The 26,639-nt window shown below is 58.4% G+C and carries 23 protein-coding genes and 1 tRNA gene; 10 read left to right on the forward strand and 14 right to left on the reverse strand.

Features of this window, described 5'->3' with window-relative positions:
* Both KHQ24_RS01995 and KHQ24_RS02000 read right to left on the reverse strand, forming a co-directional pair.
* On the reverse strand, positions 1 to 1,020 hold the full coding sequence (locus KHQ24_RS01995) for an alpha-ketoacid dehydrogenase subunit beta (RefSeq protein ID WP_153245298.1): 1,020 nt from the start codon (positions 1,018 to 1,020) through the stop codon (positions 1 to 3).
* 11 nt (positions 1,021 to 1,031) lie between these two features.
* A complete protein-coding gene (locus KHQ24_RS02000; RefSeq protein ID WP_153245297.1) occupies positions 1,032 to 1,991 on the reverse strand; it encodes a thiamine pyrophosphate-dependent dehydrogenase E1 component subunit alpha in 960 nt (319 codons plus the stop codon).
* Between the two features lie 254 nt (positions 1,992 to 2,245).
* On the opposite strand from KHQ24_RS02000, the gene KHQ24_RS02005 reads away from it, so the two are divergent.
* Positions 2,246 to 5,011, forward strand: a complete 2,766-nt coding sequence (locus KHQ24_RS02005; RefSeq protein WP_308063291.1) for a LuxR C-terminal-related transcriptional regulator — start codon at positions 2,246 to 2,248, stop codon at positions 5,009 to 5,011.
* A gap of 238 nt (positions 5,012 to 5,249) precedes the next feature.
* Here the strand turns inward: KHQ24_RS02005 and KHQ24_RS02010 are convergent.
* From KHQ24_RS02010 to proB, 3 genes are all read right to left on the reverse strand, one after another.
* Positions 5,250 to 5,325: transfer RNA gene (locus KHQ24_RS02010), tRNA-Thr, on the reverse strand.
* Positions 5,326 to 5,438: 113 nt separating this feature from the next.
* Positions 5,439 to 6,692 (reverse strand): glutamate-5-semialdehyde dehydrogenase, encoded by a 1,254-nt coding sequence (gene proA / locus KHQ24_RS02015; protein ID WP_004147253.1) that lies wholly within the window; start codon positions 6,690 to 6,692, stop codon positions 5,439 to 5,441.
* A gap of 10 nt (positions 6,693 to 6,702) precedes the next feature.
* Positions 6,703 to 7,806, reverse strand: coding sequence for a glutamate 5-kinase (proB, locus tag KHQ24_RS02020; protein ID WP_008805306.1), 1,104 nt, complete (start codon positions 7,804 to 7,806; stop codon positions 6,703 to 6,705).
* 289 nt (positions 7,807 to 8,095) lie between these two features.
* On the opposite strand from proB, the gene phoE reads away from it, so the two are divergent.
* Positions 8,096 to 9,148, forward strand: a complete 1,053-nt coding sequence (gene phoE, locus KHQ24_RS02025) for a phosphoporin PhoE (RefSeq protein WP_004204700.1) — start codon at positions 8,096 to 8,098, stop codon at positions 9,146 to 9,148.
* A gap of 46 nt (positions 9,149 to 9,194) precedes the next feature.
* On the opposite strand, the gene KHQ24_RS02030 is transcribed toward phoE, so the two are convergent.
* Positions 9,195 to 9,761, reverse strand: a complete 567-nt coding sequence (locus tag KHQ24_RS02030; RefSeq protein ID WP_060656921.1) for a C40 family peptidase — start codon at positions 9,759 to 9,761, stop codon at positions 9,195 to 9,197.
* 411 nt (positions 9,762 to 10,172) lie between these two features.
* On the opposite strand from KHQ24_RS02030, the gene KHQ24_RS02035 reads away from it, so the two are divergent.
* Positions 10,173 to 11,042: a DMT family transporter gene (locus KHQ24_RS02035; RefSeq protein ID WP_062914656.1), complete on the forward strand. Its 870-nt coding sequence runs from the start codon at positions 10,173 to 10,175 to the stop codon at positions 11,040 to 11,042.
* Between the two features lie 95 nt (positions 11,043 to 11,137).
* Complete coding sequence (locus KHQ24_RS02040; RefSeq protein ID WP_048323106.1) at positions 11,138 to 11,803, forward strand: HAD family hydrolase; 666 nt, start codon at positions 11,138 to 11,140, stop codon at positions 11,801 to 11,803.
* Between the two features lie 331 nt (positions 11,804 to 12,134).
* On the opposite strand, the gene phnE (KHQ24_RS02045) is transcribed toward KHQ24_RS02040, so the two are convergent.
* From phnE (KHQ24_RS02045) to phnC, 4 genes are all read right to left on the reverse strand, one after another.
* A complete protein-coding gene (gene phnE, locus KHQ24_RS02045; protein WP_211777107.1) occupies positions 12,135 to 13,019 on the reverse strand; it encodes a phosphonate ABC transporter, permease protein PhnE in 885 nt (294 codons plus the stop codon).
* The gene (gene phnE / locus KHQ24_RS02050) at positions 13,016 to 13,888 is read right to left on the reverse strand and encodes a phosphonate ABC transporter, permease protein PhnE (protein ID WP_002890001.1); all 873 of its coding nucleotides are present in this window, start codon (positions 13,886 to 13,888) and stop codon (positions 13,016 to 13,018) included. The genes phnE (KHQ24_RS02045) and phnE (KHQ24_RS02050) overlap by 4 nt, the downstream gene beginning before the upstream one ends.
* A gap of 66 nt (positions 13,889 to 13,954) precedes the next feature.
* Complete coding sequence (gene phnD, locus KHQ24_RS02055) at positions 13,955 to 14,893, reverse strand: phosphonate ABC transporter substrate-binding protein (protein WP_032426081.1); 939 nt, start codon at positions 14,891 to 14,893, stop codon at positions 13,955 to 13,957.
* Positions 14,894 to 14,915: 22 nt separating this feature from the next.
* Positions 14,916 to 15,758: a phosphonate ABC transporter ATP-binding protein gene (gene phnC, locus KHQ24_RS02060; RefSeq protein WP_130972134.1), complete on the reverse strand. Its 843-nt coding sequence runs from the start codon at positions 15,756 to 15,758 to the stop codon at positions 14,916 to 14,918.
* An 837-nt stretch (positions 15,759 to 16,595) separates the two neighbouring features.
* Here phnC and ecpR point away from each other — a divergent pair.
* From ecpR to KHQ24_RS02090, 6 genes are all read left to right on the forward strand, one after another.
* Entirely contained in the window at positions 16,596 to 17,138 is a 543-nt protein-coding gene (ecpR, locus tag KHQ24_RS02065; protein WP_004144585.1) for an ECP biosynthesis operon DNA-binding transcriptional regulator EcpR, read from the forward strand.
* A 73-nt stretch (positions 17,139 to 17,211) separates the two neighbouring features.
* Entirely contained in the window at positions 17,212 to 17,799 is a 588-nt protein-coding gene (gene ecpA, locus KHQ24_RS02070) for a common pilus major fimbrillin subunit EcpA (protein WP_023288545.1), read from the forward strand.
* Positions 17,800 to 17,856: 57 nt separating this feature from the next.
* Positions 17,857 to 18,525, forward strand: coding sequence for a hypothetical protein (locus KHQ24_RS02075; RefSeq protein WP_017900976.1), 669 nt, complete (start codon positions 17,857 to 17,859; stop codon positions 18,523 to 18,525).
* Positions 18,526 to 18,550: 25 nt separating this feature from the next.
* Positions 18,551 to 21,076, forward strand: a complete 2,526-nt coding sequence (locus KHQ24_RS02080; protein WP_211777108.1) for a fimbrial biogenesis outer membrane usher protein — start codon at positions 18,551 to 18,553, stop codon at positions 21,074 to 21,076.
* Positions 21,066 to 22,709, forward strand: coding sequence for a fimbrial adhesin EcpD (gene ecpD, locus KHQ24_RS02085; protein ID WP_004204915.1), 1,644 nt, complete (start codon positions 21,066 to 21,068; stop codon positions 22,707 to 22,709). Before KHQ24_RS02080 ends, ecpD begins: the two co-directional genes overlap by 11 nt.
* Complete coding sequence (locus KHQ24_RS02090) at positions 22,678 to 23,388, forward strand: fimbria/pilus periplasmic chaperone (RefSeq protein WP_032436906.1); 711 nt, start codon at positions 22,678 to 22,680, stop codon at positions 23,386 to 23,388. Before ecpD ends, KHQ24_RS02090 begins: the two co-directional genes overlap by 32 nt.
* 3 nt (positions 23,389 to 23,391) lie before the next feature.
* Here KHQ24_RS02090 and KHQ24_RS02095 read toward each other — a convergent pair whose 3' ends face one another.
* Genes KHQ24_RS02095 through KHQ24_RS02110 form a run of 4 tightly spaced genes read right to left on the reverse strand, consistent with a single transcriptional unit; the run spans position 23,392 to position 26,449 of the window.
* Positions 23,392 to 24,081 (reverse strand): amino acid ABC transporter permease, encoded by a 690-nt coding sequence (locus tag KHQ24_RS02095; RefSeq protein WP_211777109.1) that lies wholly within the window; start codon positions 24,079 to 24,081, stop codon positions 23,392 to 23,394.
* Positions 24,071 to 24,823, reverse strand: a complete 753-nt coding sequence (locus KHQ24_RS02100) for an amino acid ABC transporter permease (RefSeq protein ID WP_049004152.1) — start codon at positions 24,821 to 24,823, stop codon at positions 24,071 to 24,073. Before KHQ24_RS02100 ends, KHQ24_RS02095 begins: the two co-directional genes overlap by 11 nt.
* Positions 24,820 to 25,638 carry an amino acid ABC transporter ATP-binding protein gene (locus tag KHQ24_RS02105; protein WP_004204909.1) on the reverse strand — a complete coding sequence of 273 codons (819 nt, stop codon included), beginning with the start codon at positions 25,636 to 25,638 and terminating at the stop codon, positions 24,820 to 24,822. Before KHQ24_RS02105 ends, KHQ24_RS02100 begins: the two co-directional genes overlap by 4 nt.
* Before the next feature lies 1 nt (position 25,639).
* Positions 25,640 to 26,449, reverse strand: coding sequence for an ABC transporter substrate-binding protein (locus tag KHQ24_RS02110; RefSeq protein ID WP_002890106.1), 810 nt, complete (start codon positions 26,447 to 26,449; stop codon positions 25,640 to 25,642).
* Positions 26,450 to 26,639 lie beyond the last annotated feature (190 nt).

The following is a 26,639-nucleotide window of genomic DNA, read 5'->3' on the forward strand; positions in this document are numbered from 1 at the left end:
TTAATCCTCCAGCACTTGACGAACGGCGGCTTCGATACGTTCTACGCCAGGGATCCAGAGTTTTTCGAGAGCAGGGGAGAACGGGACCGGCGTGTGTGGCGGCGTCACCAGCAGAACGGGCGCTTTGAGGAAATGGAATGCCTGGGACGCAATCAGCGCCGCGACATCATGAGCAAAACCGAAGCGTGCCGCGGATTCGTCGACAATCACGACCCGCCCTGTGGAAGCCACCGATTCCAGAATCCCTTCCTCATCCAGCGGCGAAATGGTTCGCGGGTCGACTACCTCGACCGAGATCCCCTCTTTGGCCAGATTGTCCGCCACCTGGTTGGCTTTATGCACCATTGCCGACAGCGCAATGATGGTGACGTCCTCTCCTTCGCGGGTATAGTTGGCTACACCTAGCGGGATGGTATAGCTCTCGTCCGGTACCTCGCCCTTGAGGTCGTACAGCATTTTATGCTCGCAGAATACCACCGGGTCGTCGTCGCGAATGGACTGGATTAACAGACCCTTGACGTCATAAGGCGTCGAGGGCACCACCACCTTCAGCCCTGGCGTGGTGGCAAAGATATTATAGGGTGACTGTGAATGCTGGGCCGCGGCGGAAAACCCCGCGCCGATCATACCTCGCATCACCAGCGGGGCCCTGGCTTTGCCACCAAACATGTAGCGGAACTTAGCCGCCTGGTTGTACAGCGCATCGTGACTCACGCCAAAAAAATCCATGAACATCAATTCCGCGACCGGCCGCAGACCCGTCGCTGCGGCGCCGGCCGCCATACCGATAATGGCCGACTCGGTAATGGGCGTGTCGATCACCCGATCGGAGCCGAACTGCGTCCACAGCCCTTTAGTGACCCCAAGCACACCGCCAAAGGCTTCTATCTTCGCCTCTTCGGGCGCATTTCCGCCATGACCGCCACGTAAGTCTTCACCGATGAGCACCACGCGTTCATCGCGTTTCATTTCCTGGGCCAGGGCTTCCTTGACCGCTTCACGATAAGTTTTAATCGCCATAGTTATCACCCTCAGTATGAGACGTACACGTCTGTCAGCAGGTCTTCCGGAGCCGGATAGGCAGCGGCGCGGGCCTTCAATACCGCATCGTTGACCAGGGCTTCTACTTCCTCGTCAATCGCCGTTAGTTCTTCCTGGGTGATATGCTGCTTGACCTTAGCGGTAAAAATCTCCAGCGGATCATGTTGTTCACGCAGGCGTTGCACTTCACCTTCCGCGCGGTATAGCGCGGGATCGCCCTCAAAATGACCATGCCAGCGGAAGGCTTTGGCCTCAATGACGCTTGGGCCACCGCCTTCTCGCGCACGCTTGACCGCCTCTGAGGTTGCCTCATAAACGGCAAAGAAATCGGTGCCATCGACGGTCACTGCCGGCAGGCCGAAGCCAGCGGCGCGTCGGGCGATATCACGCCCACCCACGGCGTAGTCGTGACCGGTCCCTTCGCCGTAACCGTTGTTCTCGAAAATAAAGACGGCTGGAAGCTGGAGCACGACGGCCATATTGATGGCTTCAAAGACCAGGCCCTGATTAGAACCCCCATCGCCCGTAAAAGAGACACCGACGTTGCCGGTTTTTAGCGTCTTTGCCGTTAGCGCGGCGCCGATGGCCAGGGGAGGGGCTCCCCCAACGATAGCGTTCGCTCCCAGCATTCCTTTCGACAGATCGGCAATGTGCATCGACCCGCCCTTACCGCGACATAACCCGCTGTCCTTACCGAATATTTCGGCCATCATGCCGTGAATGTCACAACCTTTAGCAATACAGTGGCCATGTCCACGGTGTGTTGAACCAATGAAATCTGCGCTCGTTAAATTTTCGCAGACCCCCACCGCGATGGCTTCCTCGCCGGTGTAAAGGTGAATGAAGCCCGGAATATCACCGCTGGTATTTTCCTGATGCAACCGCTCTTCAAAGGTCCTGATCTCCCGCATCTTGCGGTAAGCCTGCAATAACGCCTGTTTGCTGAGCATCGTTTAATTCTCCTCAATAAAGGTCACCCAGGCGGGGCCAACAGACAGGGCGGATAACCCTGGCCACACCCATGCAATGAATCTACGAGCGGTTAAAGGGAGTGCGAAGCCACCTTCATGGGGGGGGAGGTGGGGGTTTTCATGCTTGAGGTCAAACTTTCTAAATTTTGTGTAGTAATAAAGTTTGGCTGTCCCATGCCATTCCGGGGGCTGGCGTACAATTGAAAAAAAACAAAGCGAGTAGATAACCACGGATGAAGCCATCGGATTTAGAAAGTCGCCAATCACCCTCACTGGTCTCCGGGCCATTGCGGCTGACGCGAGGCTTGCCGCTAATCCTGACCAAATTCGTCCCGCCTCGCTCCTCGATACAATTGCTGGAGCGCCCCCGGCTGCTTCAGCTTCTCAGTCCCGTTCAGCAGTGCCGGCTGGGCGTCGTCTGCGCCGGCGCTGGATTTGGCAAAACCACGCTGTTGGCGCAATGGCATCAGCAGATGGTCGCCCAGGGCGAACGTATCGCCTGGCTGAGCCTCGATGAGGATGATGATGACGTATGGCAGTTTATTCCTTATCTGCTGCAAGCATTGCGTCCACTCTATGCTGACTGGGACGCCGATTTCTGGCGTGACATGGAAGAACAGAAGCTCTCCAGCTCCGAGCAACTGCTGGCCGGGCTCATTAACCAGCTACACTACTGCCCGCATGACGTGTACCTGATTATCGACGACTTCCACGTGATTAACGATCGTGGGGTCTATGAAGCGCTGGGGTATTTAATCAAGCATGCGCCTGCCGCCTTGCATCTGATCATTGGCAGCCGTTTCCACCCGAATCTTGCGCTGAGCCAGCTGCAGGCCCAGGACCAACTGGTGGAGATCTATGATCGAGACCTGCAATTCACGCTCGAAGAAACAAAACACTATTTTAGCCGCACGGTTGCGCTACCCCTCAGCAACCACCATGCACAGCGGCTACAGTCCGTGACAGAGGGCTGGATTGCAGGGATGAAGATCGCTTCATTGTCGGCAGAATTACAAAATAATCCCGAGCATCTGTTGCGCAATATGCATGGAGGAACACGATCCATTGCCCGCTATCTGAAAGAGGTGGTACTGGATCCGCTGCCGGAAGAGGTTCTCGATTTCCTGGTGAAAACGTCCTTCCTCAGTCGGTTAAATGCCGAACTATGCAATGCAGTGACTGGACGAGATGACAGTCAAGCAATGCTGGCATGGATTGAGCGACACAACCTTTTTTTGTCAGCCCTTGACGAACAAGGCTACTGGTTCCGCTACCATCCTCTGTTGCAGGAAAATCTTCGGACTATGCTGCAGCAGAACAACGCTATTGATCGCAAACAGCTACATGAATTAGCCAGTCATTGGTTCGTCGAACAGAAGCTGTGGTCTGAGGCGGTACGCCATGCGCTCAGCGCAGGCAAGCCGGTGCATAGCCCCGTGCAGGATGGCGCAAGCGCTCAGTCACTGGCGGAAGAAGGGGATATCGATACCCTGATCTCATGGATGCATCATTTACCGCCCAGCACCGATCCTTCGCGCATTGACCTGCAAATTAACCTGGCCTGGGCACTGGCGCATTATTTCCACTTTGATGAGTCGAGGCAGCTGCTTGATAACCTCGATCAGATGGTACTTCATCATCGTGAGGATTTAACCCGCAGCACCTGGTGTAAATTGCGCGTTGTGCGGGCAATTTGCGAAGCCTTTGCGGAAAACATCCCGGAGAGTCTGGCTATTGTTCAGCCGTTGCTGGCCGAAGTGCCCTGCGGTGACACCTGGGTTGATGGTCTGATATGCAATATTCTCAGCTATTGCCATGTTGTTAACCAGCGCTATCACGACGCGCTGGAGGTTCAACAGCATATGCCCTCTCCGGAAAGTCCTTTAGATAATCTGTTTGTCTCGGTTTATCGCGCGTTTATCATTGCCCAATGCCATCTTTGTCAGGGCGATCTGGGAAAAGCCGGGTGGTATGCAGAGAAAACGTTGCGTCAGGCTGAATGTTATACCGGTACCCAGTCGACCAGTGGCGCGACGCTGGCGCCGCTGCTGGCGGAGATAGCCTATGAATGTCAGAGGGGTGACTCGCCCGATCATCTGTTAGCCGACCGGCTCGAATTCATCGACCGATTCAGTCCACCCGACGCGCTGAGTCGTTGCTATACCTATCTCGCGCGTCAGGCTCTGGATGGCGATATGCCGTATGAGGCCGAGCGATTGCTGGAGCATGCGCAGCGTCTTGCGGTGTCTCGCGGCTGGCAACGGCTCCAGGCCATGATGTTAGCCGAGCAGGTGAGGGTGCGACTGCAGCGCGGCAATTTCACAGGCGCAGAGCAACTGCAGCGACAGCTTGAACAAATGTCCGCCAGCTTCAGAATGGATGCCGAACATCCCTGCCAACGCGCTATCGTTATGTCTGCATCCCTTAGCCGCAGCCGGCTTCTTCTCGCCAGAGGCCTGGCGCCGCAAGCCTGTATTCTCCTGGCTGAGATGGTCTCCGATCAGGAAAGCCGGGGGGACAGGTTAACCGCAGCGCGTCTGCGTACGCTCTGGTCATTGGCCTTGTGGCACAGCGGCAAAACTGCGGCAGCGCGCACGACATTTCAGCCAGTCGTGCAGCTGGCTGAACAACAGCATCTCAAAGGCCCCTTTCTTGACGCTGGCGATACATTGCAACCTTTGCTTATCGGTATGAACGATTCCTCTTCGGCTTGCACAGTGGAAAGGGGAGTGCAGGGACCCTGGGCAGACAAGCGCGCGCCTGCAGACAGAACACCGTTTAATAGTGGAAGCCCCGATATTCATGGGGAGCTCAGCGAGCGAGAGTTGCAGATATTACAGCTGATCGCTGAAGGTCAGATGAACAAAGAAATCGCTCGCTCCCTCGCTATTTCTGCCGAGACGGTCAAATGGCACATCAAAAACATCTACGCGAAGCTTAAAGTGAATAGCCGCACTCAAGCGATGAGCCGGGCGCTGGAGATGAAATTACTGGATTAACGGTTTGAACAGGGGGGGCTGGGCGCAGAATATTATTCAAACGAGCCACTTTCTTAACGGGCTATGAGCCATGGATAAGTGAGGTACTTGTAAGTCCATGGGGAGCTCTCTGAACAGTGATGGCAGTTTTGATGCCCAGGCTCAGCGATATGAACATTGGTTTTAAGGAGGCGACGCCAGGGGAAAGTCATCCCAGAGAGGCTTTAGGGGAGTGTTTTCTGTAACGTTTTGATTGAAGTGGTGCCGATAATAGGAGTCGAACCTACGACCTTCGCATTACGAATGCGCTGCTCTACCAACTGAGCTATATCGGCCCTGCAAGAGGTGTTCACGAGCGTGAATCACGAGGCAAAAGGTTAGAACTTAGCGGGCGATGCGTCAATAGTCAGTGGAATCAACTGCCTATTTTTGCATCGCCCGTTCTCATTTACGCACGAATGGTATCGTCGCCGAAACCAATCCACTTATAGGTGGTTAACGCTTCCAGTCCCATCGGGCCGCGGGCGTGCAGCTTCTGAGTGCTGACCGCCACCTCCGCGCCGAGGCCGAACTGGCCGCCGTCGGTGAAGCGCGTGGAGGCGTTCACATAGACCGCGGAAGAGTCCACTTCATTGATAAAGCGGTTGGCGTTACGCAGGGTGCGGGTCAGGATGGCGTCGGAGTGCTGGGTGCCATGTTCGCGGATATGGGCGATAGCCTCATCCATATCAGCCACCACTTTGACGTTCAGATCCAGCGACAGATACTCGTCGTCATACTGCTCCGCCTTCACCGGCTCGACCTTCGCCGGGCCGTTCTGCAGCGCGGGCAGGGCGGAAGGGGCGGCATGCAGGGTGACACCGCTCTCGGCCATCTGCTTGCTCAACGCCGGCAGGAAGGTGTCGGCGATGTTGCGGTGCACCAGCAGCGTTTCCACGGTATTGCAGGTGCTCGGCCGCTGGGTTTTGGCGTTGACGATGATCTTCAGCGCGGGGGCGATCTCGGCGGTTTCATCAACGAAGATATGGCATACGCCAATCCCGCCGGTGATCACCGGGATCGTGGATTGCTCGCGGCACAGCTTGTGCAGGCCCGCGCCGCCGCGGGGGATCAGCATATCGATGTATTTATCCATCTTCAGCATTTCGCCCACCAGCGCGCGATCCGGGCTCTCAATGGCCTGTACCGCGGCGGCCGGCAGGCCGCACTCCTGCAGCGCCTGCTGGATCACCTTCACCGTGGCGGCGTTGGTGCGCCAGGTCTCTTTCCCGCCGCGCAGGATCGCCGCGTTGCCGGTTTTCAGGCACAGGGAGGCGACGTCGACCGTCACGTTGGGACGCGCTTCATAAATCACGCCGATCACCCCCAGCGGGACGCGGCGACGCTCAATACGCAGACCGCTGTCCAGCAGCCCGCCGTCGATCACCTGGCCGACCGGGTCGGCCAGATTGCACACCTGGCGCACATCGCTGGCGATGCCGCTCAGACGCGCCGGGGTCAGCGCGAGGCGATCGAGCATCGCTTCACTCAGGCCATTGGCGCGAGCTTCGGCTAAATCTTCCGCGTTGGCGCGCAGAATATCGTCGGTCTGCGCTTCCAGATAATCGGCGATCTTTTCCAGTACCTGATTCTTTTCCCGGCTGGAGAGTAACGCCAGCTGCCAAGAGGCCGCTTTGGCGGCAATGCCCATTTGTTCCAGCATTTTCAGCTCCTTAACGGATGATCATATCATCGCGGTGGACGGCCACCGGGCCGTATTCGTAGCCCAGAATGGCATCGATTTGCTGCGAGTGCTGGCCGGCGATAAGGCGCAGCGCATCGCTGTTGTAGCGGCTGACGCCGTGAGCGATGTCGCGTCCTTCGCTATTGCGGATGCGGATCACTTCGCCGCGGGAGAAGTTGCCGCTGACGATTTTGATGCCTTTTGGCAACAGCGAGCTGCCTCTTTCGAGGATCGCCTGAGTCGCGCCCGCATCGACGGTGAGTTCACCGGCCGGCGGCGCGCCGAAGATCCAGCGTTTACGGTTCTCCAGCGGAGATTCCTGGGCGTGGAAGCAGGTGCCTACCGGCAGGCCTTCCATCGCGTGGCCGATGACGTCCGGGCGGTTGCCGGCGGCGATGATGGTATCAATCCCCGCGCGGCAGGCGACGTCCGCGGCCTGCAGCTTGGTGCCCATGCCGCCGGTGCCGAGTCCGGAGACGCTGTCGCCGGCGATGGCGCGCAGCGCGTCGTCGATGCCGTAGACGTCTTTAATCAGCTCCGCCTGCGGGTTGCTGCGCGGGTCGGCGGTGAACAGGCCAGGCTGGTCGGTTAACAGCAGCAGCTTATCCGCCCCGGCGAGGATCGCGGCCAGCGCGGAGAGATTGTCGTTATCGCCCACTTTGATTTCAGCAGTGGCGACGGCGTCGTTTTCGTTAATGACCGGGACGATGCTGTTATCCAGCAGGGCGCGCAGGGTGTCGCGGGCGTTGAGGAACCGTTCTCTGTCTTCCATGTCGGCGCGGGTCAGCAGCATCTGGCCAACGTGAATGCCATAGATAGAAAACAGCTGTTCCCACAGCTGGATAAGACGGCTTTGTCCCACCGCCGCCAGCAGCTGCTTGGAGGCGATGGTGGCGGGCAGTTCCGGGTAACCAAGGTGCTCGCGCCCGGCGGCAATGGCCCCGGAGGTCACGATGACAATACGGTGTCCCATGGCGTGCAGCTGTGCGCACTGGCGCACGAGCTCGACGATATGGGCGCGGTTCAGGCGACGGGACCCGCCTGTTAAAACACTGGTGCCCAGTTTTACCACCAGCGTCTGGCTTTCACTCATGATTCTCTGCCGTTCAAAAGGAATATCGATATCGAGCTGATGTTGTAGCAGGAGTCGGCCCGCTTGCCAACACCCGGGGCGGCGGGCGCGCCATTTTATTGCGCGGGATCGGGCATTCTGGAGAGGGAATGTGACAAAAATATGTCAGATACATTTAAATACCCTTTTTTATAAAAAGTTCCATCTTGTCATAAATATTTAATATCCCGGCGTTAAAAAACCTCCAGTTTTTGATGGGCGAGCGCCCGCAATTGAATAGCGCGTATAAATAAATCACCAGGACTGAATAATGAAAAAGAGTACTCTGGCATTAATGATGATGGGCTTTGTGGCTTCAACAGCGACGCAGGCAGCGGAAGTTTATAATAAGAACGCGAACAAGCTGGATGTGTACGGCAAGATCAAAGCCATGCACTACTTCAGCGATTATGACAGCAAAGATGGCGATCAGACTTACGTGCGTTTCGGTATTAAAGGCGAAACGCAGATTAACGAAGACCTGACCGGCTATGGCCGTTGGGAATCTGAATTCTCGGGTAACAAAACCGAGAGCGACTCCAGCCAGAAGACTCGTCTGGCGTTCGCTGGGGTGAAGCTGAAGAACTACGGTTCTTTCGACTACGGCCGTAACCTTGGCGCCCTGTACGACGTGGAAGCCTGGACCGATATGTTCCCGGAATTCGGCGGCGATTCCTCTGCCCAGACCGATAACTTTATGACCAAGCGCGCCAGCGGCCTGGCGACCTACCGCAACACCGACTTCTTCGGTCTGGTGGATGGCCTGGATCTGACCCTGCAGTACCAGGGTAAAAACGAAGGCCGTGAAGCGAAGAAACAGAACGGCGACGGCGTCGGCACCTCGTTAAGCTATGACTTCGGCGGCAGCGACTTCGCCGTCAGCGCAGCCTACACCAGCTCCGACCGTACCAACGATCAGAACCTGCTGGCCCGCGGCCAGGGTTCGAAAGCGGAAGCCTGGGCGACCGGCCTGAAATATGACGCCAACAATATCTACCTGGCGACCATGTACTCTGAAACCCGCAAAATGACCCCGATCAGCGGCGGCTTTGCCAACAAAGCGCAGAACTTTGAAGCGGTGGCCCAGTATCAGTTTGACTTCGGTCTGCGTCCGTCCCTCGGCTATGTGCTGTCGAAAGGGAAGGATATCGAAGGGGTGGGGAGCGAAGATCTGGTTAACTACATTGACGTGGGCCTGACCTACTACTTCAACAAAAACATGAACGCCTTCGTGGATTACAAAATCAACCAGCTGAAAAGCGATAACAAACTCGGCATCAACGATGACGACATCGTCGCGCTGGGCATGACCTACCAGTTCTGATCAACTTCAGAACCACCCGCCGCAGCCCAGGCTGCGGCTTTTTTTTTTAGCGGCGATTCTTCGCCAGATGCAGGGTGTCGCTGTTCATGGTGATCTGCGCGTTATACTCCTTCGGCAGACGACGCGCCTGATAGAACGCGGATTCCCAGTAAGGGTTGTCCAGCGAAGAGCGCATCACGCCCTGGCTGCTCGAGGCGTGAAGGAAATTATGATCGGTATCGTAAAAGCCAACGTGCATCCCGGCCCGGGTGCGGAAGAACACCAGATCGCCGGGACGTAAATCCCGCTTATTGACCCGCACGCCCATGTGCAGCAGCTCGCGGGTGGTGATCCGCTCCATCGGCAGGTTAAAGCGATCCTTCAGCGTGCGCCAGACGAAACCCGAGCAGTCGACGCCGCTTTGTTCAGTACCGCCCCATTCATAGGGGGTTCCCTGCCAGGTGTGCATCTGATCATGCAGGGCCGCCACCACCGGGATCAGATCGTCCGATCCGCTATCAATGGTCATATCCGCATGAGATTTTGTGTTCTTTGCCTGTTTCGGTGAGGAGGAGCATCCTGCCAACAGCAAAAAAGGAATTAACAAGAGAGCATGCTTCAGTTTTGGCTTCATATCGTTATTTTCGAAGTAGCAAGCAGACTGCTTTGTTTTATAGCCGATTAAAAAGAACGGCTAAATAAGCTGATGCCGCCTTTACGTTTATTTACGATTAAAAATAAACAACGATGGGATGGATCAGCCATAAAGGGCAGTTGTCACTCCGCAACAGTCTGTGCCAGGATTCTGTCATCAACATCTCACGAGGCATTCCATGACGCATAACGCCATCGCCACCGAGACTTTACCCGGCGCCGCTTTCGACGCGGGGTGGATGACGTCTGCGCCTCATCATTGCTTCGCCACGCTCTGCCCACCGCCTCCCCCTCCAGACCGGGTTGTTTTCGGCGCTTAACGCCGTCTTTCCAGGCGCTTACCTGCCGGTATGACGCTTGATACCTTGTGTTTGACGTTCGGGAGCATGCTATGCACGTTCGCTATTCTCTGCTCGCCTCGCAGGCGACAACGGCCACCTTTGTGCTGCTGTGGGGCAGCGCGGCCATTTTCACCCGCTGGGGACTGGACAATGCCTCGCCGATGGCGCTGCTGGTCTTTCGTTTTCTGATTGCCCTGGTCGCGCTGGCGCCGCTGGCCATCGTCCGTCGGCGCTGGCTGCCCGCGCCGGGCACCCGCCTGCAGACCGCGGCCACCGGCCTGATGCTGATTGGTGGCTATTCGGTCTGTTACTTCGAGGCGATGGCCAACGGCGTGACGCCGGGACTTATCGCCACCATGATGGGGATCCAGCCCATCCTCACGCTTTGCGTGGTGGAGCGCCGCCTGCAGGGGCGGCGGCTGCTGGGGCTGCTGCTTGCCCTGGCGGGGCTGGTGCTGCTGGTATGGCGCAGCCTGGCGGCGTCGCCAATGGCGATGGCGGGGATCCTGTTTGCGCTGGCGGCTTTGCTGCTGATGACTTTTGGCGCGCTGTGGCAAAAGCGCAGCCGTCAGTCGCCGGCGGATGTCCTGCCGCTGCAGTACGCCGTTAGTCTGGGGCTGTGCCTGTTGATCGCCCCGGTCAGCGGCTTCCGGTTTACCGTTAACGTCGGGTTGATTATTCCGGTGTTGTTTCTCGGGCTGCTGATTTCGGTGGTCGCCCAGCTGCTGCTGTATCGTCTGCTGAGCGCGGGAAATATCGTCAATGTCACCAGCCTCTTTTATCTGGTGCCGGCGATCACGGCGCTGCTGGATTATCTGCTGCTGGGCAACCGGCTGCCGGCGGCGGCGATGATCGGTATGGTGGCGATCGTCGGCGGGATCGTGCTGGTGTTCCGCACCGGTAGGGGCCGCGCCGGCTGATGGCGAGCCGGGCGCTGCGGCGTCCGGTTCATTTTCCTGTCATCTTTTTTACGCATGCTCCCGGCAGCTTATTTTGACCAGTAAGGGAAAGTACCATGGGCAACACGCTGACGATTTTTGATCTCGATAACACCCTGATACAGGGCGATAGCAGTACGGTCTGGAGCCAGTTTATGGTTCGTGAAGGGCTGGCGACGCAGAAGGGGTATCTTGCCCGCGAGGCGCGGCTGATGGCGGATTATGACCGGGGAGAGATGAATATCGCCGATTATGTGGCCCTGATCCAGGCGCCGCTGGCCGGAATACCGAAATCGGACGTTGATGCGCTGGTGGCCCGCTGCGTGCGCGAGGCGATCCTGCCCCGGGTCTATCCGCAGGCGTGGGAGCTCATTCGTCGTCTGCGGGCCGAGGGGGAGCAGATGCTGATTATCTCCGCCTCGGTTAGCCTGCTGGTGCAGGCGGTGGCCGCCGCGCTGGAGATCGATCAGGCGCTGGGCATTGACGTGGCGATGGTCGACGGCGGCTACAGCGGTGAAATCGACGGGATCCCCAGCTATCAGCAGGGGAAGGTGGCGCGTCTGGCGCAGTGGCGCGAGGCGCATCCGCAGTATGACGGCGAGGTGACGTTCTATACCGATTCCATTAACGATCTGCCGCTGTGCCTGCATGCGGATCGCGTGCGGCTGGTCAATCCCTGTCCGCAGCTGCAGGCGGCCGGTGCCGGATACGGCTGGCCGGTGCTGAGCTGGCGGCTGGAATAGCGGAGCGGATAAATGTTTCTTCGGGTTCAGTCGTTCCAGGCCGGATAAGCTCTGTAGGCCGGGTAAGGCGTAGCCGCCACCCGGCATAAAAGCAGCTCCGTACCCGCTGTCATCGCCCGGTGGCGCTGCGCTTACCGGGCCTACGATGTGTCAGCCAGTGAGAGGACCCCGCAGGCCGGGTAAGGCGTAGCCGCCACCCGGCATAAAAGCAGCTCCGTACCCGCTGTCATCGCCCGGCGGCGCTGCGCTTGCGCGGGCCTACGGGGTGTGAACCTGTGAGAGGATCCTGTAGGCCGGGTAAGGCGCAGCCGCCACCCGGCACAAAGGTGCGCTAGCGTTCGTCCTGATACAGCGGCACCACGGCGCCGCCGATATAGCGACGGCGCAGCCAGGCGGAGAGGGTGTCCATGATCATCACCACCGCCACCAGCAGCAGGGTGATAAACATCACCACATCCCAGTTCCACAGGCGCATATTCTCGGCATAGATAAGCCCAATACCGCCGGCGCCGACGAAGCCCAGCACCGCCGCGGAGCGGGTGTTGGATTCAATCTGATACAGGCTCAACGCGAGGAAGGTCGGGAACGACTGGGTAAAAATGCCAAAGCGATGCTTTTGCAGGCCGTTCGCGCCCACGGCGGTCAGTCCGCGCCCGGGGGAGCGGTCCACCGCTTCGTGTCCTTCCGCGTACAGCCGTCCCAGCAGGCCGGTGTCCTGCATGATGATCGCCAGCACCCCGGCCAGCGGCCCGAGGCCTACCGCGCGCACGAAAATCAGCCCCCAGATAGCCATGTCGATCCCGCGCAGCACATCAAACAGGCGGCGCATCAGCAGGGCGAGGGTCCCCAGCACCACGCCGCGCATGATGTTGCGGGCGGCGAAGAAGGAGAGCAGCAGCGCCAGCACCGTGGCGGTGAGCGTCCCGGCGAAGACGATAGCCAGAGTGATGCCGATTTGCGTGAAGTAATAGCCGAACGGCCAGTTCCAGAAGTCGTGCCAGACGAACATCCGCGCCAGATAGCGGCCAATCTGCTGTAGGCCGGTGGTCAGCTGTTCGCCGCTGATGCCGAACTGCAGAAAAAACCAGACGTAATAGAGCAGGCAGGCCAGCGCCACCAGTCCGACGTAGCGCAGGTAGCGCCCCTGGACCTGATAGAGCTGCTTATGCTGCCGCCGGCTGGCGGCGAGATCCGGTTGCATGTACCAGACGCTCATTTCTTACCCTCCAGTACCCACAGGCGCAGACGACCGGACAGCATGTCCAGCGCCGACACCACCAGAATGATCAGCAGCAGGGTGATGCTCACCTGATCGTAGCGGTCGAGCTTGATGTTGGTCATCAGCTCCTGGCCGATGCCGCCCGCGCCCACCAGCCCGAGAATGGTCGACGAGCGGAAGTTGATTTCAAGCCGCATAAAGCCATAGGAGAGAAACAGCGGTTTCACCTGAGGCCACAGGGCGAAGCGAATTTTCTGCAGCGGGGATGCGCCGCAGGCCGCCAGGCCGCGTACCGGTTTGTTTTGCGCGCTTTCCACCGCCTCGTAGAACAGTTTGGTCAGGCTGCCGACGGTATGCAGCATGAGCGCCAGAAAGCCCGGAATCGCGCCGATGCCGAACGCCATCACAAAGATCACCGCCCACGCCAGCTCGGGCATGGTGCGCAAAAACGCCACCAGCACGCGAATGGCAAAGCGCACCGGCGCCGGGGACCAGGCGTTATTGGCGGCAAGAAACGCGAAAACCGTGGCAATGGCGACGGCCACCAGGGTTGAGGCCAGCGCCAGCTGCAGAGTTTCCCAGATCAGCGGCAGCTGGATCGGCAGGCGATAGCCCCACCAGGCCAGCGAGCCTTTGGTCTGCACGTCGGCGAACAGGTTGCCGGCGCTCAGGGGCGGAATGGTCTCTGCCATATAGTCAAAGAAATGGGGCAGCGAGTGCCAGATAGTCAGCAGATTAAATTCCGCGGCGCTGCCGGCGGCAAAATAGAGCGCCAGCAGCAGCAGCGACCAGCAGACGGCATCGCGCTTTTGCCGCGAGCGTACCTGCTGGTAATAGCGTTCAAATTCGGTGTGGGTCGTCTTCATGCGTCGGGGATCTTCAACGTAGCGCCGCCGCTTACCCTGGGACAAGCAGGCGGCGTTGAGGCAGGATTAACGCGCGCTCACCAGCTCGCGTTTCATATCAATAATCTGCTGGAAGTCAGCCACGCTGCCCGGGCCGATGTGCTGAGTACCGCCCATCGCTTTGATAAAGCAGGCGTGATCCTCAGTATCCAGTTTTTTCACCGCCGCCACGACCTTCGCTTTAAAGTCCGCTGGCAGCGCATTGCTCACCAGGATCGGGCCGTTCGGGATCAGCGGCGATTGCCAGATAATGCGGATCTGCTTCATCAGATCCGGATGATCCATGCGAATCAGGCGGTTGAACGCGCCGGTGGTGTAGCCGGTGTTGTAATCGCCCACCATTGAGGCCCAGGTGACCGCGCCCGCGAACTGGCCATTCAGCACGCCGAGGATGTCCTGCTCGTGGCCACCGGAGAAGGTGACGCTGGAGAAGGTGTTGTTGTATTTGTTGTCGGCGTTACCGCCAAATTTTTCTTTAAACGCATGGTTAGGGATCAGATACCCGGAAGTGGAGTCCGGGTCGGCGAAGCCGAAGGCTTTGCCTTTTAAATCGTCCAGCGTTTTATACGGGGAGTCAGCTTTGACAATCACCACCGAGTGGTAGCCGCGAGACTGATCTTTGTCGTCCACGGCGATACCGACGATATCCACCGCTTTGGGGTTATTAAGATAAACCGAGGCGTAAGAGGAGGGAGACATGCTCAGCACCACGTCGACTTTCCCTCCCAGCAGACCCTGGATCACCCCGGAATAGTCGGAAGAGTTGCGCAGTTTGGTGTCCACGTTCAGCTCTTTATCGAGGAAGGCCTTCACGCACTGGTTATCGCCGATTTGCTGGGTGGCGTTCTGGCCGCCGAGAATGCCCAGATTCAGCTCTTTCGGCTGCGCCGCCGCTGCCTGCCATGCCATCATCATGCCCGCGACCATTGCGGATAAACGAACTGCGCCAGTCATAGATTTTTTCATTATGTTGCCCGTGTGAGTGAAATTAATGCAATTGGCTAACTTCATCGCCGTACAGCATCTGCAGCACATCCTGCGTCAGCCGGGAGGGGTGATCGTCAAAAATAAGCTGACCGCTGGCGACGCCGATAACCCGGGTGCAGTAGGTCTTAACCAGCTCTACCGAATGCAGGTTTACCATCACGCTGATGCCCTGCTCGCTAATTTCGCGCAACACATCCATGATGCGCTGGGTGTTTTTCGGATCCAGCGAGGCGACAGGCTCGTCGGCCAGCAGGATCCCGGGGTTTTGCATCAGCGCCCGGCAGATCGCCACCCGCTGCATCTGCCCGCCGGAGAGGTTCTCCGCCCGCTGCAGCGCGTGCGGCAACATGTTCATCCACTCGAGCAGCGCAATGGCGCGCGCCCGGTCGGCTTCAGGAAAGATTTTAAACAGCGATTTCAGGGTTGAGGTCTGGCTGAGGCGGCCCAGCAGGACGTTGGTGAGCACATCGAGACGGGGCACCAGGCAGAAGTCCTGAAAAATCATCCCGCAGTGGCTGCGCCAGGCATTGAGCGCGCGCCCTTTCAGCCGGGAGACATCGTGCGGGGTACCGACTTCCGGGTAACTAAGAATTTCGCCGCCGCTGGCGCTGTGGGTGCCGTTGAGGACATGCAGGAGCGTCGATTTACCGGCGCCGGAGCGGCCTATGATGCCAACCATTTCGCCAGCGTGCAGATCAAAACTGATGCCGTCCAGCACCTTGTGCTGGACTTGATAAGCTTTACTCAGATTACGCACGCTTAAGACCTTCCGCTGCCGGCCGGCATTGAGTTCGGTGAACGGCTGGAAATCAGTTTCGGCCACCGCGGCAAGAGAGCTGTTCATAAGAGTGTCCAGGTTCGTCATTAACTGGCCACTATTAATAGGTCTTTATGTGAAATTTCGATGACGGTATTGCGAACAAACCGTGAACAGGCGGGAAAGGGCGGCGGTGAGCGGTTCACCGTGCGCGGTACGCTGGCGAAGCGCCGAAAAGCGGCTATGCTTTCGGGAACGCGGAGACTGGCGTCCCCGTGCGGCAGGAACCCATCGGCAAAACTCGTTTTATCTTGCTAATGAGGTCTGTTTAATCGAATAGATAATGCTTCTGCCTTTGTTTAGCATTCATCATTCCGCAAAATTAACATATATATAACTATTTTGTGCGGCATGTTAATCTATTTATGAGTCTTATGCATTGGTGAATCATCCTGGTTATTGCTGATTTTTAGACTTATATTCTTTATTTTTGAATAAATTTGGTTTATTTGACAACTGCATTCTGCCCTTCATTAAGAATATTCCTAACATAATAGGGTGAAGATCCTGGGTAATATAAAATTCTGCTAAGAATTGAGGGTTATATTGCTAATAACCTTATGAAAATAAATACCTTTTTCTTTCGCTCAAAAATGAGATATTTTCAGTTTTTGTAAATATTGACCTGGGCGCGAAATTCATTGCCTTCCCGCATGTTGACACTCCATAGGAAAAAACTTAAATTCAACGCCAAGCAGAAAATAATTATAGTTTAACCCCGCTTATTCAATACTGATAAGTAATGCGTGTCTTATTTAATGGCGATTTACTAAAGGAATCGAATACGCCAGTAAACTTTATAGGCCTGGCAAGCAGTGACGTTTTAAAAATGATTACTTCAAGGACTATGAGGTTAAAAACTATATGGAATATAAAAGCTGTTCCGATAAGTATATTTGGTCTGCCGATGACTCCTACTTCTATAAAGGATTGTCCGAACTGATTGTAGATATCGACGAATTAATTTATCTGTCGCTAGAGAAAATCAGAAAAGATTTCGTGTTTATCAATCTCAATACGGCTTCGTTAAACGAGTTTATCAGGCGCGACAGCGAATGGCTATCCGCGGTAAAGGGGAAACAGGTCGTATTAATTGCGGCCAGGAAGTCAGAAGCCTTAGCGAATTACTGGTATTACAATAGCGATATTCGCGGCGTGGTATATGTTGGCCTGAGTCGCGATATTCGAAAAGAGCTGGCCTATGTGATTAATGGCAGGTTTCTCCGTAAAGATATTAAGAAAGATAAAATTACAGACCGGGAAATGAAAATTATCCGCATGACCGCCCAGGGCATGCAGCCGAAATCGATCGCCAGAATTGAAAATTGTAGCGTGAAGACAGTATATACCCATCGGCGCAATGCCGAGGCCAAGCTGTATTCCAAAATATACAAATTAGTTCAGTAACACCCAGGCAAGTTAATTTTTGAATGGTTCACCGGGACATCATGTCCTTAATTCAACTCAGGAAGAAAAAGCGATGAAAAAAAAGGTTCTGGCAATAGCTCTGGTAACGGCGTTTACCGGTATGGGCGTGGCGCAGGCTGCTGACGTAACGGCTCAGGCTGTAGCGACCTGGTCTGCGACCGCCAAAAAAGACACCACCAGCAAGCTGGTGGTCACCCCGCTCGGCAGCCTGGCGTTCCAGTATGCCGAAGGCGTGAAAGGTTTTAACTCACAGAAAGGTCTGTTTGACGTGGCGATTGAGGGTGACGCAACGGCGACCGCCTTTAAGCTGACCTCGCGTCTTATCACCAACACCTTAACCCAGCTGGATACCTCCGGCTCCACGCTGAGCGTGGGCGTGGATTATAACGGCGCAGCGGTGGAAAAAACCGGTGATACCGTGATGATCGATACCGCCAACAACATTCTGGGCGGCAACCTCAGCGCGCTGGCTAACGGCTACAACGCCAGCGGCCGTACCACCGCGCAGGATGGTTTCACCTTCTCGATCATCAGCGGCACCACCGACGGCACCACCGCCGTGACCGATTACAGCACCCTGCCGGAAGGGATCTGGAGCGGCGACGTCAGCGTACAGTTCGACGCCACCTGGACCAGCTGATCCTTGTGATGCGCCAGCAGGGGGGCTCCCCCTGCTTTTTTCACGGACGGAATTGTTATGAAAAAGCACCTTCTGGCCCTCGGGCTGCTGCTTGCCGGAGTATCGCCGGCGCAGGCGCTGGATGTCGGCGATATCTCATCGTTTATGAACAGCGGCAGCAGCACGCTGAGCAAAACGATCAAGAACAGCACCGACAGCGGCCGCCTGATCAATATCCATCTCGAAAGGCTCTCTTCCCCGCTGGACGACGGACAGGTTATCCCGATGGATAAACCGGATGAGGTGCTGCTCACTCCCGCCAGCCTGCTGCTACCCGCCCAGGCCAGCGATGTGATCCGCTTCTTCTACAAAGGCCCGGCGGATAACAAAGAGCGCTACTACCGCATTGTCTGGTTCGACCAGGCGCTCAGCGATGCCCAGCGCGATAACGCCACCCGCAGCGCGGTGGCCACCGCTTCCGCTCGCATCGGCACCATCCTGGTGGTGGCGCCCCGGCAGGTGAACTACCGCTTTCAGTATGCCAACGGCTCCCTGACCAACACCGGGAATGCGACGCTGCGGATCCTCGCCTACGGCCCCTGCCTGAAGGCCGCCGACGGTAAGGAGTGCAAAGAGAACTACTACCTGATGCCGGGTAAATCACGCCGTTTTACGCGCGTGGACACGGCGGATAAAAAAGGACGGGTTGCGCTTTGGCAGGGTGAGCAGTTTGTTCCCGTGAAATAGACAGCTGTGCAGATGGATAACGACGATGCCTCTACAACGGATTTCCCCAGGACTGAAAACGCGGCTTGCCTTCGGCATGTTTTTTTTGTTCATTCAGCCCGACGCCAGTGCGGCGGCCCCAGGCGCGCAGCAGATTGGCGGGGTGATTATTCCGCAGGCCTTCAGCCAGGCGCTGCAGGACGGCATGAGCGTTCCTCTTTATATTCATCTTGCCGGCAGCCAGGACACCCGGGACGATCAGCGGATCGGCAGCGCCTTTATCTGGCTGGACGGCGGCCAGCTGCGCGTTCGGCAGATCCGGCTGGAAGACAATGAGGGTAACGCCAGCGTCAGCGAACAGACCCGACAGCAGCTGATCGGCCTCGCCAACGCCCCGTTCAGCGAGGCGCTCACCATTACTCTGACCGAGAGCGCGCAGCTGGATCTCAGCCTGCGCCAGCTGCTGCTGCAGCTGGTGGTCAAGCGCGAGGCGCTGGGCACCGTGCTGCGCTCGCGCAGCGAAGACATCGGCCAGTCCAGCGTCAACGTCCTGAGCAGCAACCTGAGCTATAACCTCGGCGTCTATAACAACCAGATGCGCAACGGCGGAAGCAACACCTCCAGCTACCTGTCGCTGAACAACGTCACGGCGCTGCGTGAGCATCACGTGGTGCTCGACGGCTCGCTGTACGGCATCGGCAGTGGTCAGCAGGACAGTGAATTATATAAAGCCATGTATGAACGCGATTTCGCCGGCCACCGCTTTGCCGGCGGGATGCTTGACACCTGGAACCTGCAGTCTCTGGGACCGATGACCGCTATTTCGGCGGGCAAGATTTACGGCCTTTCCTGGGGGAACCAGGCCAGCTCCACCGTCTTCGACAACAGCCAGTCCGCCACGCCGGTGATTGCCTTTTTACCGGCGGCGGGCGAGGTGCATCTCACCCGCGACGGCCGGTTGCTGAGCGTCCAGAACTTCGCCATGGGCAACCATGAAGTGGATACCCGCGGCCTGCCGTACGGTATTTACGACGTGGAAGTGGAGGTGATCGTCAACGGGCGGGTGGTCAGCAAACGCACCCAGCGGGTCAATAAGCTGTTCAGCCGGGGACGCGGCGCCGGCGCGCCGCTGGCGTGGCAGGTATGGGGCGGCAGTTTTCATATGGATCGCTGGTCGGAGAGCGGAAAAAAGACCCGGCCAGCGAAAGAGAGCTGGCTGGCGGGCCTCTCGGCCTCCGGGTCGCTCAGCACCCTGAGCTGGGCGGCAACGGGCTATGGCTACGACAACCAGGCGGTGGGAGAAACTCGCCTGACGCTGCCGCTGGGCGAGGCGATCAACGTTAACCTGCAAAACATGCTGGCCAGCGACAGCTCGTGGAGCAGCGTCGGCAGCATCAGCGCCACGTTGCCGGGGGGCTTTAGTTCAGTGTGGGTCAACCAGGAGAGAACCCGCATTGGCGATCAATTGCGGCGCAGCGATGCCGATAACCGGGCGATCGGCGGCACCCTCAACCTGAACGCGCTGTGGTCGAAGCTGGGGACGTTCAGCGTGAGCTACAACGATGATCGCCGCTACAACAGCCATTACTACACCGCGGATTACTATCAGACGGTCTACAGCGGCGCCTTTGGCTCGCTTGGCCTGCGGGCGGGGATCCAGCGCTATAACAATGGCGACAGCAGCGCCAACACCGGGAAATATATCGCCCTCGATCTGTCGCTGCCGCTGGGCAACTGGTTCAGCGCCGGGATGACCCATCAGAACGGCTACACCATGGCTAACCTCTCAGCGCGTAAACAGTTTGATGAAGGCACCATTCGCACCATCGGCGCCAATCTGTCGCGGGCCATCTCCGGCGATACCGGGGATGACAAAACCCTCAGCGGCGGGGCGTATGCCCAGTTCGACGCCCGCTACGCCAGCGGCACGCTGAACGTCAACAGCGCAGCGGACGGCTACGTCAACACCAACCTCACCGCCAGCGGCAGCGTCGGCTGGCAGGGCAAAAATATCGCCGCCAGCGGACGAACCGACGGCAACGCCGGGGTGATCTTCAACACCGGGCTGGAGGACGATGGTCAAATCAGCGCCAGGGTCAACGGGCGGATCTTCCCGCTCAGCGGTAAGCGTAACTATCTGCCGCTCTCGCCTTATGGCCGCTATGAGGTGGAGCTGCAGAACAGCAAAAACTCGCTCGACAGTTACGACATCGTCAGCGGGCGCAAGAGTCATCTGACTCTCTATCCCGGCAACGTGGCGGTGATTGAGCCAGAGGTGAAGCAGATGGTCACCGTCTCCGGTCGTATTCGGGCGGAAGACGGCACGCTGCTGGCGAATGCGCGGATTAACAACCATATCGGCCGTACCCGCACCGATGAAAACGGCGAGTTTGTTATGGATGTGGATAAGAAATACCCCACGATCGATTTCAGCTACGGCGGCAATAAAACCTGCGAAGTGGCGCTGGAGCTCAGCCAGGCGCGCGGCGCCGTGTGGGTGGGGGATGTGGTTTGCAGCGGCCTCTCGTCGTGGGCGGCGGTGCAGCAGACAGGAGAAGAGAATGAAAGTTAACCCATTAATCGCCCTGGCGATCCTCGCGCTGCTCTGGCCGGCGGCTGCGCTCAGGGCGGCGGTGACCAAGACCACCTGGTCGGATGCGCCGGCGCGCGAGTTTGTGTTTGTGGAAAACAACTCCGACGACAACTTTTTCGTCACTCCCGGCGGGGCGCTGGATCCGCGCATGACCGGCGCCAACCGCTGGACCGGCTTAAAATACACCGGCTCCGGGACCATCTATCAGCAGAGTCTCGGCTATATCGATAACGGCTACAACACCGGGCTCAATGCCAACTGGAAGTTTGATATGTGGCTGGAAAACTCGCCGGTTTCGCACCCCTTAACCGGCCTGCGCTGCATCAACTGGTACGCCGGGTGCGATATGGCCACCAGCCTGATCCTGCCGCAGACCACTGACGCCAGCGGGTTCTATGGCGCGACGGTGACCAGCGGCGGCGCGAAGTGGATGCACGGTATGATGTCGGACGCGTTTTATCAGTATCTGCAACAGATGCCGGTCGGCGGCAGCTTCACGATGACCATCAATGCCTGTCAGACCTCGGTGAACTACGACGCCAGCAGCGGCGCGCGCTGTAAGGATCAGGCTTCCGGCAACTGGTATGTGCGCAACGTCACCCACACCAAAGCCGCGAACCTGCGGTTGATTAACACCCACTCGCTGGCGGAGGTGTTTATCAACAGCGATGGCGTGCCAACCCTTGGGGAAGGGAACGCCGACTGCCGGACGCAGACCATCGGCAGCCGTTCAGGATTAAGCTGTAAGATGGTCAATTATACCTTGCAGACCAATGGGTTAAGCAATACGTCGATCCATATTTTCCCGGCGATCGCCAACTCGTCGCTGGCCTCGGCCGTCGGGGCGTATGATATGCAGTTCAGCCTCAACGGCAGCTCATGGAAGCCGGTGAGCAATACCGCCTATTACTACACCTTCAATGAGATGAAGAGCTCAGATGCGATCTATGTGTTCTTCTCCAGTAACTTCTTTAAGCAGATGGTGAATCTCGGGATCAGCGATATCAATACCAAGGATCTGTTCAACTTTCGCTTCCAGAACACCACCTCGCCGGAGTCAGGCTGGTATGAGTTTTCCACCTCCAATACGCTGATTATCAAGCCCCGTGATTTCAGCATCAGCATTATCTCTGACGAATATACCTCGGCGCCGTCGCGGGAGGGGTATGTCGGCAGCGGTGAACCGGCGCTCGATTTCGGCTACATCGTCACCACCAGCGGTAAAACGGCCGCCGACGAAGTGCTGATCAAAGTGACCGGACCGGCGCAGGTGATTGGTGGGCGCTCCTACTGTCTCTTCAGCTCCGATGACGGTACGGCGAAAGTGCCGTTCCCGGCGACGCTCTCTTTTATCACCCGCAGCGGCGCGACGCAGACCTACGACGCCGGGTGCGATGACAGCTGGCGGGATATGACCGATGCGCTGTGGCTGACCACGCCGTGGACCGATATCTCCGGCGAAGTGGGGCAGATGGATAAGACCACGGTGAAATTTTCGATTCCGATGGATAACGCCATTTCGCTGCGGACGGTAGACGATAACGGCTGGTTTGGCGAAGTCAGCGCTTCAGGAGAGATTCATGTCCAGGCGACGTGGCGCAACATTAACTAAGGCCCTGCTGACGCTGAGCTGCCTGCTGGCGGCGCCGCTGGCGCAGGCGATCTCGGTCGGCAATCTGACCTTTTCCCTGCCGGCTGAAGCGGATTTCGCCAGCAAACGGGTGGTCAATAACAATAAAAGCGCGCGGCTGTACCGGATCACCGTCAGCGCCATCGACCGCCCTGGCGGCAGCGAAGTGCGCTCCCGGCCGGTGGATGGCGAACTGCTGTTCGCCCCCCGCCAGCTGGCGCTGCAGGCCGGGGAAAGCGAATATTTCAAATTTTATTATCATGGGCCGCGGGATAACCGCGAGCGCTACTATCGGGTCTCGTTTCGTGAAATTCCCACCCGTAACCTGACGAGGCGCAGCCCGACCGGCGGCGAAGTCAGCATGGAGCCGGTGGTGGTGATGGATACCATTCTGGTGGTGCGCCCGCGCGAGGTGCAGTTTAAATGGTCTTTCGATAAGGCGGCCGGGACGGTGAGCAACACCGGCAATACCTGGTTTAAGCTGCTGATTAAACCCGGGTGCGATTCGACCGAAGAGGAGGGCGACGCGTGGTATCTGCGTCCCGGGGACGTGGTTCGCCAGCCGGCATTGCGCCAGCCGGGGAACCACTATCTGGTCTATAACGACAAATTTATTAAGATCAGCGATACCTGTCCGCTGAAGCCCCGCCCCGCGGAGTGAGCCTTATCCGGCGGTCGCGCGGCGGGTAAAGCGCCGGCTGGCCAGCAGGCTCAGACCGCAGCACAGCAGGTAGTACACCGCGCCGGTGAAGACGAAGATCGCCAGGGGATAGATTTGCACCCGGTTGTTGACCTGGCCGGCCACGGTGGTCAGCTCCGGGACGTTGACGATAAACGCCAGCGAAGTGTCCTTCAGCAGGCCGATAAAGATCCCCACCAGCGACGGCTGAACGTTGCGCAGCGCCTGCGGGAGCAGCACCAGGCGCAGCGTTTGCCCGGGGGCGAACCCCTGGGTCAGCGCCGCCTCATACTGTCCTTTCGGCAGCGACTGCAGCCCGGCCAGCACCGAATGCATCACCGAGGCGGCGGTAAACCACGCCAGCGCCAGGGTCACGGTCACCGCGCCGGGCAGATCGCCGCCGGTCAGCATCGGCAGCAGATACCACAGCCAGAAGATGACAAATATCAGCGGGATGCCGCGGATAATTTCCGCCCAAAGGAACAGCAGACGTCGCGTCAGCCCGCCGTAGCGCCAGGCCAGCCCCGCCAGCGCAATGCCTCCCGGCAGCGCCAGCAGCGTGGCGCCGATGGCCATCAGCAGGGTCAGCGCCACGCCGCCGGGCAGGCCCTCCGCCAGCCGGCCCCACAGCAGGTAATCAAGATTATCGGCGATCACCGCCAGATTAGCGTTCATGTTGGGCGCTCCGTTGCAGTTTTCTTCCCGGGCCGAGACGCGTTAGCGCCACGCCCATCGCCACCCCCAGCGCCAGATACAGCGCGGTGCCAACGGCAAACGCCTCCAGGGCGTGCGCGTTATAGCTCTCAATCTGCCGCACCTGATAAGTCAGTTCCGCAAAGCCGATGCCGCTGGCCAGCGATGAGAGTTTCATCAGGTTGAGATACTGGCCGACAATCGGCTGCCAGGCGTTGGCCAGTCCCTGCGGCAGGAGGATAAAGCGCAGCTCCTGCCACGGGGTAAAGCCCTGCGACAGCGCGGCTTCCCGCTGCCCGTGGCTGACGGCGCGCAGTCCGGAGGCGATCTCTTCCACCAGAAAGGCGGAGGTAAAGACCCCCAGCCCCCACATCGAGCAGAGGAACTCCGGCGTCAGCCACCAGACATTGCCCGGCAGAATGGACCAGGTGTGCTCGTCGTTTACCACGTCTTTCACCGCCAGCGGCAGCAGGTTCCAGGCGGCAAAGTACCAGAACAGCAGCTGGACCAGCAGCGGAGTATTGCGAAACAGCGAGACCCACGCGGCGACCAGCCCGCGCCCCACGCGGCCGCCGCCGAGACGCAGGGCCAGCAGCAGGACCGCCAGCGCAGTGGCGAGCAGGATCCCGGCGACGCTGACCCAGACGGTGGTGAGAAAACCAGAGATAATCCATTGCAACGGCTGTCCGCTCAGGACGCCGTGCCAGTCAAGCATCGGCGTCACTCGAGGCTCTCCTGGTGCAGCGGATCCAGCACCTTCTGCAGAAAACGCCGCGCGCGGGCATGCTGCGGATGGGCGAAAAACTCAGCCGGCGGGGCGACCTCGAGAATGTCGCCGCCGTCGATAAACACCACCCTGTCGGCAATTTCGCGGGCAAACTGCATCTCGTGGGTCACCACCAGCATGGTGATCCCACTGTGGGCGAGGTTTTTCATCACCTGCAGCACTTCGCCGATCATCTCCGGGTCGAGGGCCGAGGTGGGCTCGTCGAACAGGATAATCTGCGGCGAGGAGGCCAGAGCGCGGGCGATGGCCACCCGCTGCTGCTGGCCGCCGGAGAGCTGCGCCGGCATCTGCTGCGCTTTCTCCTCCAGCCCGACCTGGCGCAGCAGCGCAAGCGCCCGCTCCTGAGCCGCGCTTTTTCCCCAGCCGTGGACGCGCTCCAGCGCCAGCGTGATGTTCTCCTGCGCCGTCAGGTGGGCGTAAAGGTTGAACTGCTGGAAGACAAAGCCGACGCGGCTGCGCAGCTGGCGCAAGGCGCTGCCGCTCAGCCGGCTGGTGGGTTTACCGTCGATCAGGATCTCGCCGCCGCTTAAGGATTCGAGCTGGTTGATCAAGCGGATCAGCGTCGATTTTCCCGATCCGGAAGGACCGAGGATCGCCACCACTTCGCCGGGCTCGACCTGCAGGTTGATGGCGTTAAGCACCTGATGATCGCCGTAGCGCTTGGCCACCTCACGAAACGTTATGCTGGCGCGCTGCAGACGTGAAAAATCCGCGGCCGGGGCCGCGGAGTGGGAGAATAAACCCGAGAACATATTATTTCGCTTCTATGGTAAAGGCGCGCGGCTGCGGCGTTTTAGTGGCAGGGCCAAACCAGACATCGTAAATTTTCGCGGCTTCACCGGTTTTCTCCAGCTTCACCAGCTCATCGTTGACGGCTTTCAGCAGGGCCGGTTCGCCTTTCTTCACGCCCACGCCAATCTCTTCTTTGCTGAGCAGATCGGGCAGAATTTTAAACTTGGCTTTATCCGGCGCTTCCGCCAACAGACCGGCAAGGATAGTGCTGTCCTGGGTGATGGCCTGGACGTTGCCGTTGCGCAGGGCGGTCAGGGCCAGCGGAATATCGTCATAGGAGAGGACGCGAGCCTGCGGGAAACGCTGGTGCAGGGCCTGTTCGCCGGTGGTGCCTTTCACCGCGCCGATGCGCGCTTTGCTGTATTCATCAAGCTTATCCGGAGAACCGGCCGGCACGAGGAACTGCTGGCCGGTGACGAAATACGGCGTTGAGAAATCAATAACCTGGGCCCGCTCCGGGGTGATGGTAATGTCGGCGACGATCAGGTCGGCTTTGCCGGACTGCAGCAGCGGAATACGGTTGGCCGGGTTAGTGGCCACCAGCTCGAGTTTGACGCCGAGCGCTTTCGCCAGCGCCTGGGCAAAGTCGACGTCGTAGCCGACGATATGGTGGGTTTTGGCGTCTACGGAGCCGAACGGCGGGTTGGCGTCAAAGGTGGCGACTTTCACGACGCCAGCGGCTTTGATGTCAGCCAGCTGGTCGGCCTGCGCCTGCGAGGCGAGCAGCAGCATACCCAGCGCCAGTGCGATTTTTGTGGTTTTGTTGCGCATAGTTTTTCCCCTGAATCCCTGTTTTGTTTTGTGGACATCACGCTCCCATAAATTGCCCATCGGCGGCAAAGAAGAAAAAATTCTTATCTATAACCAAAAAGAACTTAACAAACCTGTGGGTATTCTTTATGCGCCGCTGGCGTTTTCCCGGTGCGACAACGACCGCCGAACGGTTCCCTCTCCCTCAGGG

The organism is Klebsiella sp. 54 (assembly GCF_018223875.1).
Taxonomy (GTDB): domain Bacteria; phylum Pseudomonadota; class Gammaproteobacteria; order Enterobacterales; family Enterobacteriaceae; genus Klebsiella; species Klebsiella quasipneumoniae.